Source organism: Streptococcus mitis (assembly GCF_002860865.1).
Taxonomy (GTDB): Bacteria; Bacillota; Bacilli; order Lactobacillales; family Streptococcaceae; genus Streptococcus; species Streptococcus mitis_AT.
Window position 1 is genome coordinate 100,415 of sequence record NZ_PKIE01000001.1, and the last position, 18,535, is coordinate 118,949.

The 18,535-nt window shown below is 40.9% G+C and carries 21 protein-coding genes and 1 pseudogene; 20 read left to right on the forward strand and 2 right to left on the reverse strand.

The genetic code is table 11. From position 1 onward, the window contains the following. Nucleotide 1: 1 nt before the first annotated feature. From CYK18_RS00500 to whiA, 20 genes and pseudogenes are all read left to right on the forward strand, one after another. Nucleotides 2–472 carry an HIT family protein gene (locus CYK18_RS00500; RefSeq protein ID WP_101784484.1) on the forward strand — a complete coding sequence of 157 codons (471 nt, stop codon included), beginning with the start codon at nt 2–4 and terminating at the stop codon, nt 470–472. Nucleotides 473–474: 2 nt separating this feature from the next. Continuing rightward, nucleotides 475–1,191 carry an LD-carboxypeptidase LdcB/DacB gene (gene ldcB / locus CYK18_RS00505; protein WP_101784486.1) on the forward strand — a complete coding sequence of 239 codons (717 nt, stop codon included), beginning with the start codon at nt 475–477 and terminating at the stop codon, nt 1,189–1,191. Between the two features lie 276 nt (nt 1,192–1,467). After that, entirely contained in the window at nt 1,468–1,893 is a 426-nt protein-coding gene (gene rplK / locus CYK18_RS00510) for a 50S ribosomal protein L11 (RefSeq protein WP_001085807.1), read from the forward strand. 207 nt (nt 1,894–2,100) lie between these two features. Beyond that, entirely contained in the window at nt 2,101–2,790 is a 690-nt protein-coding gene (gene rplA, locus CYK18_RS00515; RefSeq protein WP_001085675.1) for a 50S ribosomal protein L1, read from the forward strand. 426 nt (nt 2,791–3,216) lie between these two features. Further along, complete coding sequence (locus tag CYK18_RS00520) at nt 3,217–3,975, forward strand: class I SAM-dependent methyltransferase (protein ID WP_101784488.1); 759 nt, start codon at nt 3,217–3,219, stop codon at nt 3,973–3,975. 86 nt (nt 3,976–4,061) lie between these two features. Next, the gene (locus CYK18_RS00525) at nt 4,062–4,574 is read left to right on the forward strand and encodes an adenine phosphoribosyltransferase (RefSeq protein ID WP_001049318.1); all 513 of its coding nucleotides are present in this window, start codon (nt 4,062–4,064) and stop codon (nt 4,572–4,574) included. A gap of 144 nt (nt 4,575–4,718) precedes the next feature. Then, complete coding sequence (locus CYK18_RS10970; RefSeq protein WP_235202160.1) at nt 4,719–4,877, forward strand: hypothetical protein; 159 nt, start codon at nt 4,719–4,721, stop codon at nt 4,875–4,877. A 75-nt stretch (nt 4,878–4,952) separates the two neighbouring features. Beyond that, the gene (gene metA, locus CYK18_RS00530; RefSeq protein ID WP_084930455.1) at nt 4,953–5,897 is read left to right on the forward strand and encodes a homoserine O-acetyltransferase MetA; all 945 of its coding nucleotides are present in this window, start codon (nt 4,953–4,955) and stop codon (nt 5,895–5,897) included. A gap of 8 nt (nt 5,898–5,905) precedes the next feature. Further along, nucleotides 5,906–6,583 (forward strand): DnaD domain-containing protein, encoded by a 678-nt coding sequence (locus CYK18_RS00535; protein WP_060805865.1) that lies wholly within the window; start codon nt 5,906–5,908, stop codon nt 6,581–6,583. A 97-nt stretch (nt 6,584–6,680) separates the two neighbouring features. Continuing rightward, nucleotides 6,681–7,439, forward strand: coding sequence for a triose-phosphate isomerase (gene tpiA, locus CYK18_RS00540; protein WP_000087891.1), 759 nt, complete (start codon nt 6,681–6,683; stop codon nt 7,437–7,439). Between the two features lie 33 nt (nt 7,440–7,472). Next, nucleotides 7,473–9,140, forward strand: a pseudogene (lytC, locus tag CYK18_RS00545) (choline binding-anchored murein hydrolase LytC). 341 nt (nt 9,141–9,481) lie between these two features. Then, a complete protein-coding gene (locus tag CYK18_RS00555; protein WP_180947987.1) occupies nt 9,482–10,000 on the forward strand; it encodes a Dps family protein in 519 nt (172 codons plus the stop codon). Nucleotides 10,001–10,131: 131 nt separating this feature from the next. Next, nucleotides 10,132–10,638, forward strand: coding sequence for a dihydrofolate reductase (locus tag CYK18_RS00560; protein ID WP_101784492.1), 507 nt, complete (start codon nt 10,132–10,134; stop codon nt 10,636–10,638). Next, a complete protein-coding gene (locus tag CYK18_RS00565) occupies nt 10,638–10,808 on the forward strand; it encodes a hypothetical protein (RefSeq protein WP_000442260.1) in 171 nt (56 codons plus the stop codon). The genes CYK18_RS00560 and CYK18_RS00565 overlap by 1 nt, the downstream gene beginning before the upstream one ends. Before the next feature lie 36 nt (nt 10,809–10,844). Then, a complete protein-coding gene (clpX, locus tag CYK18_RS00570; RefSeq protein WP_025169664.1) occupies nt 10,845–12,077 on the forward strand; it encodes an ATP-dependent Clp protease ATP-binding subunit ClpX in 1,233 nt (410 codons plus the stop codon). A gap of 8 nt (nt 12,078–12,085) precedes the next feature. Further along, nucleotides 12,086–12,673, forward strand: a complete 588-nt coding sequence (gene yihA / locus CYK18_RS00575; RefSeq protein ID WP_000422605.1) for a ribosome biogenesis GTP-binding protein YihA/YsxC — start codon at nt 12,086–12,088, stop codon at nt 12,671–12,673. Nucleotides 12,674–12,683: 10 nt separating this feature from the next. Continuing rightward, nucleotides 12,684–13,064, forward strand: a complete 381-nt coding sequence (locus tag CYK18_RS00580) for a RidA family protein (RefSeq protein WP_001140420.1) — start codon at nt 12,684–12,686, stop codon at nt 13,062–13,064. Between the two features lie 51 nt (nt 13,065–13,115). Then, nucleotides 13,116–14,006, forward strand: coding sequence for an RNase adapter RapZ (rapZ, locus tag CYK18_RS00585; protein ID WP_101781448.1), 891 nt, complete (start codon nt 13,116–13,118; stop codon nt 14,004–14,006). Beyond that, nucleotides 14,003–14,980, forward strand: coding sequence for a YvcK family protein (locus CYK18_RS00590; protein ID WP_101781447.1), 978 nt, complete (start codon nt 14,003–14,005; stop codon nt 14,978–14,980). Before rapZ ends, CYK18_RS00590 begins: the two co-directional genes overlap by 4 nt. Next, nucleotides 14,977–15,888 (forward strand): DNA-binding protein WhiA, encoded by a 912-nt coding sequence (gene whiA, locus CYK18_RS00595; RefSeq protein ID WP_101784494.1) that lies wholly within the window; start codon nt 14,977–14,979, stop codon nt 15,886–15,888. Before CYK18_RS00590 ends, whiA begins: the two co-directional genes overlap by 4 nt. Nucleotides 15,889–16,402: 514 nt before the next feature. Here the strand turns inward: whiA and CYK18_RS00600 are convergent. Beyond that, entirely contained in the window at nt 16,403–16,978 is a 576-nt protein-coding gene (locus CYK18_RS00600; RefSeq protein WP_000593540.1) for a hypothetical protein, read from the reverse strand. Between the two features lie 549 nt (nt 16,979–17,527). Then, on the reverse strand, nt 17,528–18,496 hold the full coding sequence (locus tag CYK18_RS00610; RefSeq protein WP_101784496.1) for an NAD(P)/FAD-dependent oxidoreductase: 969 nt from the start codon (nt 18,494–18,496) through the stop codon (nt 17,528–17,530). Between the last annotated feature and the right edge of the window lie 39 nt (nt 18,497–18,535).

Genomic DNA, 18,535 nt, shown 5'->3' on the forward strand with positions numbered 1-18,535 from the left:
TATGTGCCTGATTTGCCAGAGAATTGCCCTCATCAAAGCTGGGAAAAATCCTTACTTTGTAAGAGAGTTGGAAACAGGATACCTTGTAATCGGAGATCACCAGTATTTTGCAGGCTATAGTCTCTTTCTAGCCAAGGAACATGTCACCGAATTGCATCACTTGAAAAAGGAAACGAGACTCCGTTTTCTAGAAGAAATGAGTGTGGTTCAAGAGGCAGTTGCTATTGCCTTTGCTGCTGAGAAAATGAATATCGAACTTCTAGGAAATGGCGATGCCCATCTTCATTGGCATCTGTTTCCTAGACGGACAGGTGATATGAATGGTCACGGTCTAAAGGGTCGTGGACCAGTCTGGTGGGTTCCCTTTGAAGAAATGACAGCAGAAACCTGCAAAGCAAAACCGGAAGAGATTAAAAGATTAGTCGAATGTTTATCGTCAGAAGTAGATAAACTATTAGAAATAAAGGAGTAGAAATGAAAAAAAGATACCTTATCTTGACAGCTTTGCTAGCCTTGAGTCTAGCAGCTTGTTCACAAGAAAAAGTAAAAAATGAAGATGGCGCAGCTAAGACAGAACAAACAGCTAAAGATGATGGAACAGTCGATAGTAAATCTCAAGGAGCTGCCCAGAAAAAAGCAGAAGTGGTTAACAAAGGAGACTACTACAGCATCCAAGGCAAATACGATGAAATCATCGTAGCCAACAAACACTATCCATTGTCAAAAGACTATAATCCAGGGGAAAATCCAACAGCCAAGGCTGAGTTGGTCAAGCTCATCAAAGCTATGCAAGAGGCAGGTTTCCCAATCAGTGATCATTACAGTGGCTTTAGAAGTTATGAAACTCAGACCAAACTCTATCAAGATTATGTCAATCAAGATGGGAAAGAAGCTGCCGACCGTTATTCTGCTCGACCTGGCTATAGCGAACACCAGACAGGTTTAGCCTTTGATGTGATTGGGACAAATGGTGATTTGGTGACAGAAGAAAAAGCGGCCCAATGGCTCTTGGACCATGCGGCTGATTATGGTTTTGTTGTTCGTTATCTCAAAGGAAAGGAAAAGGAAACAGGCTATATGGCTGAAGAATGGCACCTTCGTTATGTCGGAAAAGAAGCAAAAGAAATAGCTGCAAGTGGTCTCAGTTTGGAAGAATACTATGGATTTGAAGGCGGAGATTACGTCGATTAATACTCTTCGAAAATCAAATTCAAACCACGTCAGCGTCGCCTTGCCGTATGTGTAGGATACTGACTACGTCAGTTCCATCTACAACCTCAAAACAGTGTTTTGAGCAACCTGCGGCTAGCTTCCTAGTTTGCTCTTTGATTTTTATTGAGTATAAAAAATAAACTTTTCTCTTGCAATTCTAGATAAATAGTGTATAATAGATGGGTATGTGAAAAGCATACTTGTGGGAGGTAAAAATCTTTAATTACCGCAAAAACCACAAAGGAGGATTTAAAAATGGCTAAAAAAGTCGAAAAACTTGTAAAATTGCAAATCCCTGCTGGTAAAGCTACACCAGCTCCACCGGTTGGACCTGCTCTTGGTCAAGCTGGTATCAACATCATGGGATTCACAAAAGAGTTCAACGCTCGTACAGCTGACCAAGCTGGTATGATCATTCCAGTTGTTATCTCAGTTTACGAAGATAAATCATTTACTTTCATCACTAAAACACCACCAGCTGCTGTTCTTTTGAAAAAAGCTGCAGGTGTTGAAAAAGGATCAGGTACACCTAACAAAACTAAAGTTGCTACAGTTACTCGTGCACAAGTACAAGAAATTGCAGAAACTAAGATGCCAGATTTGAACGCAGCAAACGTAGAGTCTGCAATGCGTATGATCGAAGGTACTGCTCGTTCTATGGGATTCACTGTTGTTGACTAATCAATAACACAGTAGAAAATCTCACAGCAGTCTATTAGTTGCTTTTCATACTAGGCAAGTGACTGATGCTTGTACTTGGGTACAGCAAGGGAATTTAACGACGTAGGAAAAGAAAAATAATAGACTGATAACCCGCAAGACTTCATCATTTCGAGGAGTGACGTGGGAGATGAAAATCGATTGAACCACTTACAAGGAGAATAGAAAATGGCTAAAAAAAGCAAACAACTTCGTGCTGCTCTTGAGAAAATCGACAGCACAAAAGCATACAGCGTAGAAGAAGCTGTAGCACTTGCAAAAGAAACTAACTTTGCAAAATTTGACGCAACTGTAGAAGTTGCTTACAACTTGAACATCGACGTTAAAAAAGCTGACCAACAGATCCGTGGAGCAATGGTATTGCCAAACGGTACTGGTAAAACTTCACGCGTTCTTGTTTTCGCACGCGGTGCAAAAGCTGAAGAAGCAAAAGCTGCTGGTGCAGACTTTGTTGGTGAAGATGACCTTGTTGCTAAAATCAACGACGGTTGGTTGGACTTCGACGTAGTTATCGCTACACCTGACATGATGGCTCTTGTTGGACGTCTTGGACGTGTCCTTGGACCACGTAACTTGATGCCAAACCCTAAAACTGGTACTGTAACAATGGATGTTGCAAAAGCGGTTGAAGAGTCTAAAGGTGGTAAAATCACTTACCGTGCTGACCGTGCAGGTAACGTTCAAGCAATCATCGGTAAAGTATCATTTGAAGCTGAAAAATTGGTTGAAAACTTCAAAGCTTTCAACGAAACAATCCAAAAAGCAAAACCAGCTACAGCTAAAGGAACTTACGTAACAAACTTGACTATTACAACTACTCAAGGTGTTGGTATCAAAGTTGACGTAAACTCACTTTAATCAGTAGTTTATATCAGATAACGAGTACGAAAGTGCTCGTTTTTTTAGGTACGACGGGCTGTCGTATATCTGAGGTGTAATTCCTCCGTAGGCACCCGCTACCGGTGAACCCAATAGCGATTCCCAAGCCTGACTATCGTGAGGTAGCGGGGATAGGAAGGGATAGAGAAATCGTGGCTCTACGAACAGGAAGGTGGAGGTTCGTATAGCGGATGAAGAAGAGAGCAATTCCAAAGTACAAAAATAGTCGTAACCTGAATGTGTAAATGATGGGAGGAATTGAATTCGAACTAGAGAGGTAATAATAAATTTATGCTATAGTCATGGTGGTTTGTATGCGTTTGATTATAGTTCATCAAATAATAGATTAGAATTGTTAGATAATATCATTTTATGTTATAATGAAGAAAAAATAGAGGTGTTCAAATGTCAGAAGCAGGTCATAAGTTTTTAGCAAAACTAGGGAAAAAACGCTTACGTCCAGGTGGAAAACGTGCTACAGATTGGTTAATTGCGGAAGGAGGATTTTCAAAAGAAAAGAGAATACTAGAAGTTGCGTGTAATAGGGGAACTACAGCAATTGAGTTGGCACAGCGTTTTGGTTGTAAGATAACTGCTGTTGATATGGATGCTCAAGCTTTAGAAGTGGCTAAAAAATCTGCTGAAACGGCAGGTGTTGCTCATTTAATCAGTTTTGAAAGAGCTAATGCAATGAAACTTCCTTATGAAGATACTAGTTTTGATATTGTTATAAATGAAGCTATGCTGACTATGCAAGCCGATCAAGCTAAGAAAAAATGTGTAATGGAATATCTAAGGGTTTTAAAACCTGAGGGTCTTCTCTTGACACATGATGTGCTTCTTAAGGAAGCTAAAGAGTCTGTCAGACAGGAACTGTCACAAGCAATTCATGTAAATGTGGGTCCTTTAACTCAAGATGGTTGGGAAGAGGTGATGATAGAATCAGGTTATTGTGATGTGAAAGTATTGACTGGTGAAATGACATTAATGAAATTATCGGGTATGATTTATGACGAAGGTTGGCTAGGAACCTTGAAAATTTGTGTAAATGCTTGTAAAAAGGAGAATAGAAAGCAGTTTTTAACTATGTATAAAATGTTTGATAAGAATAAACAGAACTTGGGCTTTATTGCTATGGCTAGTCATAAATCGTCAAATCGTTAGATAATCATTGAAGTTAACTTTTCCTTTTTTCTTTCTTAAAAAATATGCTATAATAGAGAGTAAAAAACTTTGAAAGAAAGAAAAAGATGAATTTAAAAGATTACATTGCAACAATTGAAAATTATCCGAAGGAAGGTATTACTTTCCGTGATATTAGTCCTTTGATGGCTGATGGAAATGCTTATAGCTACGCTGTTCGTGAAATCGTTCAGTATGCTACTGACAAGAAAATTGACATGATCGTGGGACCTGAGGCTCGTGGTTTTATCGTGGGCTGTCCAGTTGCCTTTGAGTTGGGAATTGGTTTTGCGCCTGTTCGTAAGCCAGGTAAATTGCCACGCGAAGTTATTTCCGCTGACTATGAAAAAGAGTACGGTGTTGATACCTTGACTATGCATGCTGACGCCATTAAGCCAGGTCAACGTGTTCTTATCGTAGATGACCTCTTAGCAACAGGTGGAACTGTTAAGGCAACCATCGAGATGATTGAAAAACTTGGTGGTGTTGTAGCAGGCTGTGCCTTCCTTGTTGAATTGGATGAATTGAACGGCCGTGAAAAAATCGGTGACTACGATTACAAGGTTCTTATGCATTATTAATCAAAAACAGTCCCTAGGGCTGTTTTCTCTACATTAGGATATAAAAATAGACTATAGCTAGTTAGAGAAAAACTATAATTGAAAACTATATCTTCTTGCAGTATAATAAAAGGACTAAGTGTTTGAGATTTAGTTTCATACTCAATGAAAATCAAAGAGCAAACTAGGAAACTAGCCGCAGGCTGCTCAAAGTACAGCTTTGAGGTTGCAGATAAAACTGACGAAGTCAGCTCAAAACACTGTTTTGAGGTTGTGGATAGAACTGACGAAGTCAGTAACATATCTACGGCAAGGCAACGTTGACGCGGTTTGAAGAGATTTTCGAAGAGTTTCAAACATATGCAATTATTCCTGAAAGAATACAGTTAGGAGAGGGTTATGCCGATTCGAATTGATAAAAAATTACCAGCTGTTGAGATTTTACGGACAGAGAACATCTTTGTCATGGATGATCAACGTGCTGCCCACCAAGATATCCGCCCTTTGAAGATTTTAATTTTAAATCTCATGCCACAAAAAATGGTCACAGAGACCCAGTTGTTACGCCATTTGGCTAATACACCCCTGCAACTGGATATAGATTTTCTCTATATGGAGAGCCATCGTTCTAAAACAACTCGTTCAGAGCACATGGAGACCTTCTATAAAACTTTTCCAGAGGTTAAGGATGAGTATTTTGATGGCATGATTATCACGGGTGCTCCAGTTGAGCATTTACCATTTGAGGAAGTGGACTATTGGGAGGAATTCAGTCAGGTAATCGAGTGGTCCAAGACCCATGTCTATTCGACCCTTCATATCTGTTGGGGGGCTCAGGCTGGTCTTTATCTGCGTTATGGAGTGGAAAAATACCAGATGGACAGTAAGTTATCGGGTATCTATCCTCAGGACACCCTAAAAGAGGGTCACCTTCTCTTTAGAGGCTTTGACGATAGCTACGTAGCTCCTCATTCTCGGCATACGGAGATTTCTAAGGAAGAGATTCTGAATAAGACCAATCTCGAAATTTTATCAGAAGGACCTCAGGTTGGGGTTTCGATTTTGGCCAGTCGGGATTTACGAGAAATTTATAGTTTTGGGCATTTGGAGTATGATCGTGATACCCTGGCAAAAGAGTATTTCCGAGATCGTAATGCAGGTTTGGATCCTCATATTCCAGAAAATTACTTTAAGGATGATGATGTCAACCAGACACCTTGTCTTTGTTGGTCTTCATCAGCAGCCCTCTTTTTCAGTAACTGGGTAAACTATGCTGTCTATCAGGAGACGCCTTTTGACTGGAGAAAGATAGAAGATGATGCATCTGCATATGGGTATTTATAAGAGGAATTATGACATATTTAGACGCTTTTAAATCAGGGAACTTGGTTTTACCGAGTGCCCTGCTCTTGCATTTTAAGGAACTCTTTCCTTCAAGCGATGATTTTTTAGTCTGGCAATTTTTCTATTTGCAAAATACGACAGGTTTGGAAGAAATGTCGCCAAGTCAGATTGCTGAAAGGATTGGCAAGGAAATTTCGGATGTCAACCAGTCCATTTCCAACTTGACAGAGAGGGGACTGCTCCAGTATCGTACTATCGAATTAAATGGCGAAATTGAATTGCTCTTTGATGCTAGTTTGGCTTTGGAACGTTTAGATAACTTGCTTGGAGCTCCTACTTCGAGTTCAGACCAGTTGACACCTCAAAACCAGCTCAAGGATTTGGTAGAAACCTTTCAACAGGAGTTGGGACGTTTGTTGACGCCTTTTGAAATTGAGGATTTGACCAAGACCCTAAAAGAAGATGGGACCAGTGCTGACTTGATTAAGGAAGCTCTTCGTGAAGCTGTTTTGAATGGAAAACCAAACTGGAAGTACATTCAGGCGATTTTGAGAAATTGGCGCCATGAAGGAATCAAGAGTGTGGCTCAAATTGAGGCTAAGCGGGCAGAAAGAGAAGCAAGCAATCCTCAGATGACACAGGTATCGGCAGATTTCAGAAATGCCATGGATCTCTGGAAGGATTAATCCGTGTAAGCAGGCTTGAAATCCGAGTAAGATTTGCAAGCTGTGTCTAATTGTGATAAAATAAATAGAAAATAAATTGAAAAAAGAGGTATGTGAAATGTCACGTAAACCATTTATCGCTGGTAACTGGAAAATGAACAAAAATCCAGAAGAAGCTAAAGCATTCGTTGAAGCAGTTGCATCAAAACTTCCTTCATCAGATCTTGTTGAAGCAGGTATCGCTGCTCCAGCTCTTGATTTGACAGCTGTTCTTGCTGCTGCTAAAGGTTCAAACCTTAAAGTTGCTGCTCAAAACTGCTACTTTGAAAATGCAGGTGCTTTCACTGGTGAAACTAGCCCACAAGTTTTGAAAGAAATCGGTACTGACTACGTTGTTATCGGTCACTCAGAACGCCGTGACTACTTCCATGAAACTGACGAAGATATCAACAAAAAAGCAAAAGCAATCTTTGCAAACGGTATGCTTCCAATCATCTGTTGTGGTGAGTCACTTGAAACTTACGAAGCTGGTAAAGCTGCTGAGTTTGTAGGTGCTCAAGTATCTGCTGCATTAGCTGGATTGACTGCTGAACAAGTTGCTGCATCAGTTATCGCTTACGAGCCAATCTGGGCTATCGGTACTGGTAAATCAGCTTCACAAGACGATGCACAAAAAATGTGTAAAGTTGTTCGTGACGTTGTAGCTGCTGACTTCGGTCAAGAAGTTGCAGACAAAGTTCGTGTTCAATACGGTGGTTCTGTTAAACCTGAAAACGTTGCTTCATACATGGCTTGCCCAGACGTTGACGGTGCCCTTGTTGGTGGTGCGTCACTTGAAGCAGAAAGCTTCTTGGCTTTGCTTGACTTTGTAAAATAATCAGTAGCAAAAGCTAGGTGGAACAGCATTCAGATGTCTGTTCCATTTTTTATAGGAGAGGAAAGATTGAAAACAAAGATTGGAAAAATTGGATTAGCAAGCGCTTTTTTGATTGGACTAGTTGTCAATCAAGTGCCTGCCAATGAAACTGAAGTGAAAGCATCTTCAGAAGAAAGCAGTGTTCAAGCTTATTCTAGTAAGGTAGAAGAAAAGAAATCAGAAACGACTACAAGTCAAAAAGAAGAAGAGAAAAAGGTTGAGACTTCTTCTAGTCAGCGTCAAGAGAAAAAGGAAGAAGTCAAAGAGACGCGAGCTAGTAGTCAGAAAGAAGAAAGTAAGCCAAATTCAACATCAGCAAACTGGGAAGGTGACTTCTATGTAAAAGCAGATGGTTCAAAAGCTAAGAGTGAGTGGATCTTTGATACTAGCTACAAGGCTTGATTCTATATAAAAGCAGATAGTCGTTATGCTCAAAAAGAATGGCATGGAAACTACTACCTCAAAGCAGGTGGTTATATGGCTAAAAATGAATGGTTTTACGATAACAATTATAAGAGCTGGTTCTACCTCAAAGCAGATGGTTCTTATGCAGAACAAGAATGGCATGGGAACTACTACCTCAAAGTGGGTGGCTACATGGCCAAGAGTGAATGGTTTTATGATAGCAATTATAAGAGTTGGTTTTACCTGAAATCTGATAGTTCTTATGCGAATCAAGAGTGGTATGGTAAATATTACCTAAAAGCGGGTGGCTACATGGCCAAGAGTGAATGATTTTACGATAACAATTATAAGAGTTGGTTTTACCTGAAATCTGATGGCTCTTATGCAAATCAAGAGTGGCAAAAGGTAGACGGCAAGTGGTACTATTTCAAGAAGTGGGGTTACATGGCCAAAGATGAGTGGCAGGGTAACTACTATTTGACAGGAAGTGGTGCTATGGCTACTGGTGAATTAGTCATGGATGATGCTCGCTATATTTTTTCTGACTCAGGTGAGTTAAAAGAAAAGAAAGACTTGAATGTTGGCTGGGTTCACCGAAATGGCAGACGTTATTTCTTTAACCATCGTGAAGAACAAGTTGGGACTGATCAAGTTAAAAAAGTTATCGATGTCAGTGAGCACAATGGTCGTATCAGTGACTGGAAAAAAGTCATCGATGATAATGGAGTAGATGGAGTCATTGTTCGTTTGGGTTATAGTGGAACTGAAGACAAGGAATTGGCTCATAATATTAAGGAGTTAAACCGTCTTGGAATTCCTTACGGTGTTTACCTTTATACTTATGCTGAAAATGAGACCGATGCTGAGAATGATGCTAATCAAACCATTGAACTCTTGAAAAAATACAAGATGAACTTGTCTTACCCTATCTACTACGATGTTGAGAACTGGGAATATGGCAATAAGACCAAGAGAGCTCCAAGTGATACTGGAACCTGGGTCAAGATTATCAACAAGTATATGGCAACAATGAAACAGGCTGGTTATCAAAATGTAAATGTTTATAGCTACCGTCAACTTTTGCAAACTCGTTTGAATCATCCCGATATTTTACAACATGTCAATTGGGTTGCTGCTTATACTGATGCGCTTGATTGGACAAATCCTCATTATTCAGGTGAAAAAGGATGGCAATATACCTCATCTGAATACTTAAAAGGAATTCGTGGTCGTGTTGACGTCAGCGTTTGGTATTAAGATATAAGTTTGAGAAAGGAGTGTGCAAGAAAATTGCATCCCTTTTTTCTTTATTTTGTCGCAGTTAATACTCTTTGAAAATCAAATTCAAACCACGTCAACGTCACCTTGCCGTACTCAAGTACAGCCTGCGGCTAGTTTCCTAGTTTGCTCTTTGATTTTCATTGAGTATAAGAGAGGTGTAAGGGGACTGTGTTTTATTCTAAAAATTCTTAAATTATCAGTCTATTGCAACTTTTCTCATGTGAGTCATTTGGCTTGCTATTGGTTATTCTTAGTAGTATACTAAGATAGTAATCAGTAAGAAGTGGTTACAAATAATAATGAATGAGGTAAAAATAATGGTAGAATTGAAAAAAGAAGCAGTAAAAGACGTAACATCATTGACAAAAGCAGCGCCAGTAGCATTGGCAAAAACAAAGGAAGTCTTGAATCAAGCTGTTGCTGATTTGTACGTAGCTCATGTGGCTTTGCACCAAGTACACTGGTATATGCGTGGTCGTGGTTTCCTTGTATGGCATCCAAAAATGGATGAGTATATGGAAGCTCTTGACGGTCAATTGGATGAAATCAGCGAACGCTTGATTACACTTGGAGGTAGCCCATTCTCTACATTGACAGAATTCCTTCAACACAGTGAAATCGAAGAAGAAGCTGGTGAATACCGTAATGTTGAAGAAAGCTTGGAACGTGTCCTTGCTATCTACCGTTACTTGTCAGAACTTTTCCAAAAAGGTTTGGATGTCACTGATGAAGAGGGTGATGATGTGACAAACGGTATCTTCTCAGACGCTAAAACTGAAACTGATAAAACAATCTGGATGCTTGCAGCAGAACTTGGACAAGCACCTGGTTTGTAAGAAATAGAATAATCATATAAAAATCTGTAGGATTCCTCTTACGGATTTTTTTCTATTCTGTAAGCTATTCCAAACCAGTCTTTTTTTGAGTTTTTTGATAAAATAGTACTATCAGTAAAAAGGATGGAAGCATGACTAAGAAAATCGTAGCTATTTGGGCCCAGGATGAAGAGGGTGTGATTGGTAAGGACAATCGTTTGCCTTGGCATTTACCAGCAGAACTGCAACACTTCAAAGAAACAACTCTGAATCATGCTATCTTGATGGGGCGTGTGACCTTTGATGGAATGGGACGTCGACTGCTTCCAAAACGGGAGACCTTGATTTTGACACGTAACTCGGAAGAAAAGATAGATGGTGCGGCTACTTTTCAGGATGTCCAGTCTGTCTTGGACTGGTATCAGGCTCAAGAAAAGAATCTCTATATTATTGGTGGAAAGCAGATTTTTCAGGCTTTTGAGCCCTACCTTGACGAAGTGATTGTGACTCAAATTCATGCTCGGGTGGAAGGAGATACCTATTTTCCTGAGGAGTTTGATCTGTCCCTTTTTGAGACTGTTTCAAGCAAATCCTATACCAAGGATGAGAAAAATCCTTATGATTTTACCATCCAATACCGCAAGAGAAAGGAAGTCTAATGGAACGTAGTATATTTGGTTTTTTCACAGCCATGCTGTGTTTGGTCTGCTTGCTTGCTGGAGCACAGGCTTTTCGTAAAAAGCGTTATGGACTTTCTGTCCTGCTCTGGTTAAATGCCTTTACCAATTTGGTCAATAGTATCCATGCTTTTTATATGACCTTATTTTAGATAGAATGACAGTATAGAATAGAACGGAAGGAAATCATGCCTACAACTAGGAATAATGATATGATGGTTTATTGCTCATTTTGTGGCAAAAGCCAAGAAGAAGTACAAAAAATAATTGCTGGGAACAACGCCTTTATCTGCAATGAATGTGTGGAGTTAGCCCAGGAGATCATTCGGGAGGAGTTGGCGGAGGAAGTCTTGGCAGACTTGTCAGAAGTTCCAAAACCAATCGAACTCCTCCATATTTTGAACCACTATGTAATCGGTCAAGATCGTGCCAAGCGTGCCTTGGCAGTTGCAGTTTACAACCACTACAAACGCATCAATTTCCACGATACGCGTGAAGAGTCGGAAGATGTGGATTTGCAGAAGTCAAACATCTTGATGATTGGCCCTACTGGTTCAGGGAAAACTTTTCTTGCCCAGACCTTGGCTAAGAGCTTGAATGTGCCTTTTGCGATTGCGGATGCAACAGCTCTTACTGAGGCTGGTTATGTGGGTGAGGACGTGGAAAATATCCTCCTCAAACTATTGCAGGCTGCTGACTTTAACATTGAACGTGCAGAGCGTGGCATTATCTATGTGGATGAAATTGACAAGATTGCTAAGAAGAGCGAGAACGTATCGATCACACGTGACGTTTCTGGTGAAGGGGTGCAACAAGCCCTTCTTAAGATTATCGAGGGAACAGTTGCCAGCGTACCGCCTCAAGGTGGACGTAAACATCCACAACAAGAGATGATTCAAGTGGATACTAAAAATATCCTCTTCATCGTGGGTGGTGCCTTTGATGGTATTGAAGAAATCGTCAAACAACGTCTGGGTGAAAAGGTTATCGGATTTGGTCAAAACAATAAAGCGATTGATGAAAACAGCTCTTACATGCAAGAAATCATCGCAGAAGATATTCAAAAATTTGGTATTATCCCTGAGTTGATTGGACGTTTGCCTGTCTTTGCTGCTCTTGAGCAATTGACGGTTGATGACTTGGTTCGTATCTTGAAAGAGCCAAGAAATGCCTTGGTTAAACAATATCAAACCTTGCTTTCTTATGATGATGTCGAGTTGGAATTTGACGACGAAGCCCTTCAAGAAATCGCCAATAAGGCCATCGAACGGAAGACAGGTGCGCGTGGTCTTCGCTCGATTATCGAAGAAACCATGCTAGATGTCATGTTTGAAGTACCGAGTCAGGAAAATGTGAAATTGGTTCGCATCACAAAAGAAGCTGTCGATGGAACGGATAAACCGATCCTAGAAACAGCCTAGAGGTGACTATGGAACTTAATACACATAATGCTGAAATCTTGCTCAGTGCGGCTAACAAGTCCCACTACCCACAGGATGAACTGCCAGAAATCGCTCTTGCAGGGCGTTCAAATGTTGGCAAGTCTAGCTTTATCAACACCATGCTGAACCGCAAGAACCTAGCCCGAACATCAGGTAAACCTGGTAAAACCCAGTTACTCAACTTCTTTAACATTGATGACAAGATGCGCTTTGTGGATGTGCCTGGTTATGGCTATGCCCGTGTTTCCAAAAAGGAACGTGAAAAGTGGGGGCGCATGATTGAGGAGTACCTAACGACTCGGGAAAATCTCCGTGCGGTAGTCAGTCTAGTCGACCTTCGTCATGACCCGTCAGCAGATGATGTGCAGATGTACGAATTTCTCAAGTACTATGAGATTCCGGTTATTATCGTTGCGACCAAGGCGGACAAGATTCCTCGTGGTAAATGGAACAAGCACGAATCAGCAATCAAAAAGAAATTAAACTTTGACCCAAGTGACGACTTCATCCTCTTTTCATCTGTCAGCAAGGCAGGGATGGATGAGGCTTGGGATGCAATATTAGAAAAATTGTGAGGAAAAGAAAATGGCAAAAACAATTCATACAGACAAAGCTCCAAAGGCTATCGGACCATATGTTCAAGGAAAAATCGTTGGCAACCTTTTGTTTGCTAGTGGTCAAGTTCCTCTCTCTCCTGAAACTGGGGAAATCGTTGGAGAAACAATCCAAGAGCAAACAGAACAAGTCTTGAAAAACATCGGTGCTATTTTGGCAGAGGCAGGAACTGACTTTGACCATGTTGTCAAAACAACTTGCTTCTTGAGCGATATGAACGACTTTGTTCCTTTTAACGAGGTTTACCAAACGGCCTTTAAAGAGGAATTTCCAGCTCGTTCAGCAGTAGAGGTAGCTCGTCTTCCTCGTGATGTAAAAGTCGAAATCGAAGTCATCGCAGAGATTGGATAAGCTAGTTGAAGTTTGGTGTTGCCAAACTTCTTTTGATATAAGGAGAAAAAGATGACAAAGAAACAACTTCACTTGGTGATTGTGACAGGGATGAGTGGTGCAGGGAAAACTGTGGCCATTCAATCCTTTGAGGATTTAGGTTATTTTACTATTGATAATATGCCACCAGCTCTCTTGCCTAAGTTTTTGCAGTTGGTGGAAACAAAGGAAGACGACCATAAGTTGGCCTTGGTAGTAGATATGCGTAGCCGTTCTTTCTTCTCGGAGATTCAAGCTGTTTTGGATGAGCTGGAAAATAAGGAAGAACTGGACTTCAAAATTCTCTTTTTGGACGCAGCTGATAAGGAATTGGTCGCGCGCTACAAGGAAACCAGACGGAGTCACCCACTAGCAGCAGACGGACGAATTTTGGATGGAATTAAGCTGGAGCGTGAACTCTTGGCACCACTGAAAAACATGAGTCAAAATGTGGTGGATACGACTGAACTCACTCCACGTGAACTGCGTAAAACCATTGCAGAGCAGTTTTCAGATCAAGACCAAGCCCAGTCTTTCCGTATCGAAGTCATGTCTTTCGGCTTTAAATATGGAATCCCAATTGATGCGGACTTGGTCTTTGATGTCCGTTTCTTGCCCAATCCCTATTACCTTCCAGAACTGAGAAACCAAACGGGTGTGGATGAACCAGTGTATCACTATGTCATGAACCATCCTGAGTCAGAAGACTTTTATCAACATTTATTGGCCTTGATTGAGCCGATTTTACCAAGTTACCAAAAGGAAGGGAAGTCTGTTTTGACCATTGCCATGGGTTGTACGGGTGGGCAACACCGTAGTGTGGCCTTTGCTAAACGATTGGCGCAGGACTTATCCAAGAATTGGCCTGTCAATGAAGGGCATCGCGATAAAGACCGAAGAAAGGAAACGGTAAACCGTTCATGAGAAAACCAAAGATAACGGTGATTGGTGGAGGGACTGGAATCCCTGTCATTCTAAAAAGTCTGCGGGAAAAAGATGTGGAAATTGCTGCTATCGTAACGGTGGCAGATGATGGTGGTTCATCAGGTGAACTCCGAAAAAATATGCAACAATTGACACCGCCAGGTGATCTTCGTAATGTCCTTGTGGCCATGTCGGATATGCCTAAGTTTTATGAGAAGGTCTTTCAGTATCGCTTTTCTGAGGATGCTGGAGCCTTTGCTGGCCATCCATTGGGAAATCTCATCATTGCTGGCCTGTCAGAAATGCAGGGCTCGACCTATAATGCCATGCAGTTATTGAGCAAATTTTTCCATACTACTGGGAAGATTTATCCTTCCAGTGACCATCCTTTGACCTTGTATGCAGTCTTTCAGGATGGGACAGAGGTGGCTGGAGAGAGCCATATTGCAGACCATCCAGGTATGATTGACCACGTCTATGTGACCAATACCCTCAACGATGATACGCCTCTGGCTAGCCGTCGAGTAGTGCAGACTATTCTTGAAAGTGACATGATTGTCCTCGGACCTGGTTCTCTATTTACCTCTATTTTGCCCAATATCGTGATTAAGGAAATCGGGCAGGCGCTTTTGGAAACCAAGGCAGAAATCGCCTATGTCTGCAATATCATGACCCAACGTGGGGAGACGGAACACTTTACAGATAGTGACCACGTGGAGGTCTTGCATCGTCACCTTGGTCGCCCTTTTATCGACACTGTCTTGGTGAATATCGAAAAAGTGCCTCAGGAATACATGAATTCCAACCGGTTTGATGAATACTTGGTGCAGGTGGAACATGATTTTGCTGGTCTTTGTAAGCAGGTTCCGCGCGTGATTTCATCCAACTTCCTTCGTCTGGAAAATGGTGGTGCCTTCCACGATGGGGATTTGCTAGTGGATGAATTGATGCGGATTATACAGGTGAGAAAATGAGTTTCACAGTAGCAGTAAAAGAAGAAATCCTAGGTCAGCACCATCTAAGCCGGCATGAATTATCTGCCATTATCAAGATGTCTGGCAGTATCGGTCTTTCGACTTCGGGCTTGACCTTGTCCGTCGTGACAGAAAATGCCAAACTGGCTCGTCACCTCTATGAATCCTTTCTCCATTTCTATGAAATCAAATCGGAAATTCGCCACCACCAACGGAGCAATCTTCGTAAGAATCGGGTCTATACCGTTTTTACAGATGAAAAGGTGCAGGACCTGCTGAGTGATTTACACTTGGCAGACTCCTTTTTTGGCCTAGAAACGGGTATTGATCAGGCGATTTTATCGGACGAGGAAGCCGGTCGTGCTTATCTCTGTGGTGCTTTCTTGGCAAATGGCAGCATTCGTGACCCTGAGTCAGGTAAGTACCAGTTGGAAATCAGTTCTGTTTATCTGGACCACGCGCAAGGGATTGCCTCTCTTCTCCAGCAGTTTTTACTGGATGCCAAGGTGCTTGAGCGCAAGAAGGGAGCTGTGACCTACCTCCAGCGAGCCGAAGATATTATGGACTTCTTGATAGTAATCGGAGCTATGAAGGCGCGTGATGATTTTGAGCGAGTTAAGATTTTGCGAGAAACCCGTAACGACCTCAATCGAGCCAATAATGCCGAGACAGCTAATATCGCACGGACAGTTTCTGCCAGCATGAAGACTATCAACAATATCAGCAAAATCAAAGATATTATGGGCTTAGAAAATCTGCCAGTGGATTTGCAGGAAGTAGCGCAATTGCGGATTCAGCACCCAGACTACTCTATCCAGCAGTTGGCAGATAGCCTCAGCACCCCTCTGACCAAAAGTGGTGTCAACCACAGACTCAGAAAGATAAATAAATTAGCCGATGAATTATAAAGACATAAAACACCTCTTTCTTGACAATTGAACAGAACATGTGAGATAATAAATAAGAATTGAGAAGTTCTAGCATTTTAGTGCTAAAACAGAAATCCCCTCGGTACTGCAATACCAAGGGGATTTTTTCTGGGTTAGATAGCACTAACCAGGAAAGTTACTTGTCGAAGTGATCGTCTAACCAACGAGTCACCATCCATGAGATGATACTCTCGATGACTGCGATAAGTACTATTTTGAGAAGTTCTGGCATCTGTAATACCTCCTTTTCCAAGGAGTATCGTTAGTGCCATCGTTATGATATCACATGCTCTATCAATTTGATAGGACATTTTTGCTTTTTGAAAAAGAAGGGGAAAGGCAAAAAGCAATGTCATTAAGTTAAGAAATTTAGCTCTTTAAAATCAAAAACGCATAATATCAGATATTGAAAACCGTGATACTATGCGTTTTATTGTGAGAAAATTTATTTCATTTTCTCCTGAAATTGAGTTTTTACCCAGTCTCTAATGAGTTATTTCCAAGTGACCAGTTCGCTCCAAACGCTAACATTCGATATAGTAGAGGTTTCACCAGCTGGAACCCATTTGTTGGTGCCTAAGTATCTAACTTCTAGTTTACGAACGTTTACTGTGTAAGATGCTTTTAGTCTAATATAACCATAAGTGTAGGGTGGTACGTTATGGGAGACTGAGTGATTTAAACTAAGTCCAGCTCCAGACTCCGGAGCAGAAAAGCTAACACCTGCACCTACAGTCAGAGTAGCTCCAGCTTTTCCACCATAGGCAGTTGAACTTACAGGACCTGATGTGGTGCTTTTCTTGTAAGAGTGAGAGTATTTAGTTCTATAGTCTGCAACACCAGTTGCATTAGAACGAGTCTGATACGTAGATTTAGACTCTAAATAGGCGTCTCTAAGTTCAGTTGTATAAAATGACAATAACTCTCCTGTGTTGATATCTTTTACAATACGATTAGATACAATTTCATAATTTGTACCAGGATAGACATCAGCAAAAACCGTAGATGTTGTGACTAAGAATAATAGACTTGATAGTAGAGAGAAAAACAATAGTTTCAGTTTAATCATAACAAATTTCCTTTCTTCATGAGTAAAAGATTATTTTTTCAATCCTTTGAAAGTTATAATGCAACCCGAAATAATACTGAGAGTTCCTACAGGTCTCCAATATAGTTGCCAAAAGAATAAATTTATTCTTTCTTTCAGTGTCGCATAGGGTTCGGCATAATAGGGGTTAATGTGAAATAATAAAAAACCAAAACATAAAACTATGATTCCAGTTAAGAATAAAATGTCCTTATTTACTTTCCTCATAAAACCTCCTTTTATTTTATTTAAAGCGCTTTCTATTATTAGTATACGTCAAAAAAAGAAAAAAACAAGTCTATTTATTTATTTTTTTATATGGTATAATAGAATAGTTGGAGAGTTTTTATATAGCTTTAAAAGGCTGATATGAATACTTTGTATAATCTAATGATTCTTCAAAAAATTTCTTATTCAAACAAGAGCAAAGAGAAGGTGGGCTGCATATCAGAAGTTAGATGTATTTCTGTCTAACTTTTGAGGTGTAGTTCATTTTAAAACCACGAATCCTATGTGACTCGTGGTTCTTTTTTATAAACTGGTTGAGTGTTTTGGCTGCACTTTTTGCTCAGGGTCAATGTAGTTGATGGCATTGTTGACAGCGGTTGGAGCTTCTCCGAGGCCTGTCGCAATCAGGTCAATTTTTCCGTCATAGTAGCAGCAGTCTCCGATAGCATAGATACCTGATTGGCTAGATTCTTGCTTGCTGTTGACAATAATCTTGTGACGATTGAGGTCCAGACCCCAGTTTTTGAGGTTACCGACAGAAGATTTGAAACCATAGTTGACAAAGAGGTGGTCTAGGTCAATCGTTTCTGTTTCATCAGATTTAACTTTTGTGATTTCAAGTTTATCGAGCGTTTTTCTATCTCCAAGGAGTTGGCTAGGGACGAATGGTGTCTTGATGGTTACAGATGATTCCTGCAAGGCTTGGACACTGTGCTCCAAGGCGCGGAAATTATCTCTGCGGTGGACAAGGGTAGTTGGTGCGATTTTTTCAAAAGCCAAAGCCCAATCTACAGCTGAGTCTCCTCCACCAAGAATTGTCACTTTCTTCCCAGCATATTGCTGGATGTTGGAAACGTGGTAGTGGATATTTTCATAGCCCTCAACGCCTTCTAGTTCCAGCGGACGTGGTTTAAAGGCACCGCCACCCATAGCGATGATAACAGTTTTAGACAGGTGACTTCCTTTAGAAGTGGTAATGGCAAAGCCTTCTTCTTGTTTTTCAATCTCAAGAACCGTTTCATTGAGATGAATAGGGGTATCAAAGCCGTTTAACTGTTCAATCAAGCGGTTGGTCAACTCTTCTCCAGTTAGGTTTGGGAAACCTGGTACGTCTAGGATTTCCTTTTCAGGGTAGAGAATAGCAGGCTGTCCACCTAGTTGGGGAAGGGAGTCGATGATTTGAACGTTAGCTTGGCGTAGGTGGGCATAGAAGGCCGCAAAAAGACCGACAGGACCACCACCTACAATAGTGATATCATAGAGTTGGGACATGGTTTCTCCTTTGTTTTTTCTAGTCAGTTTATTTTATCA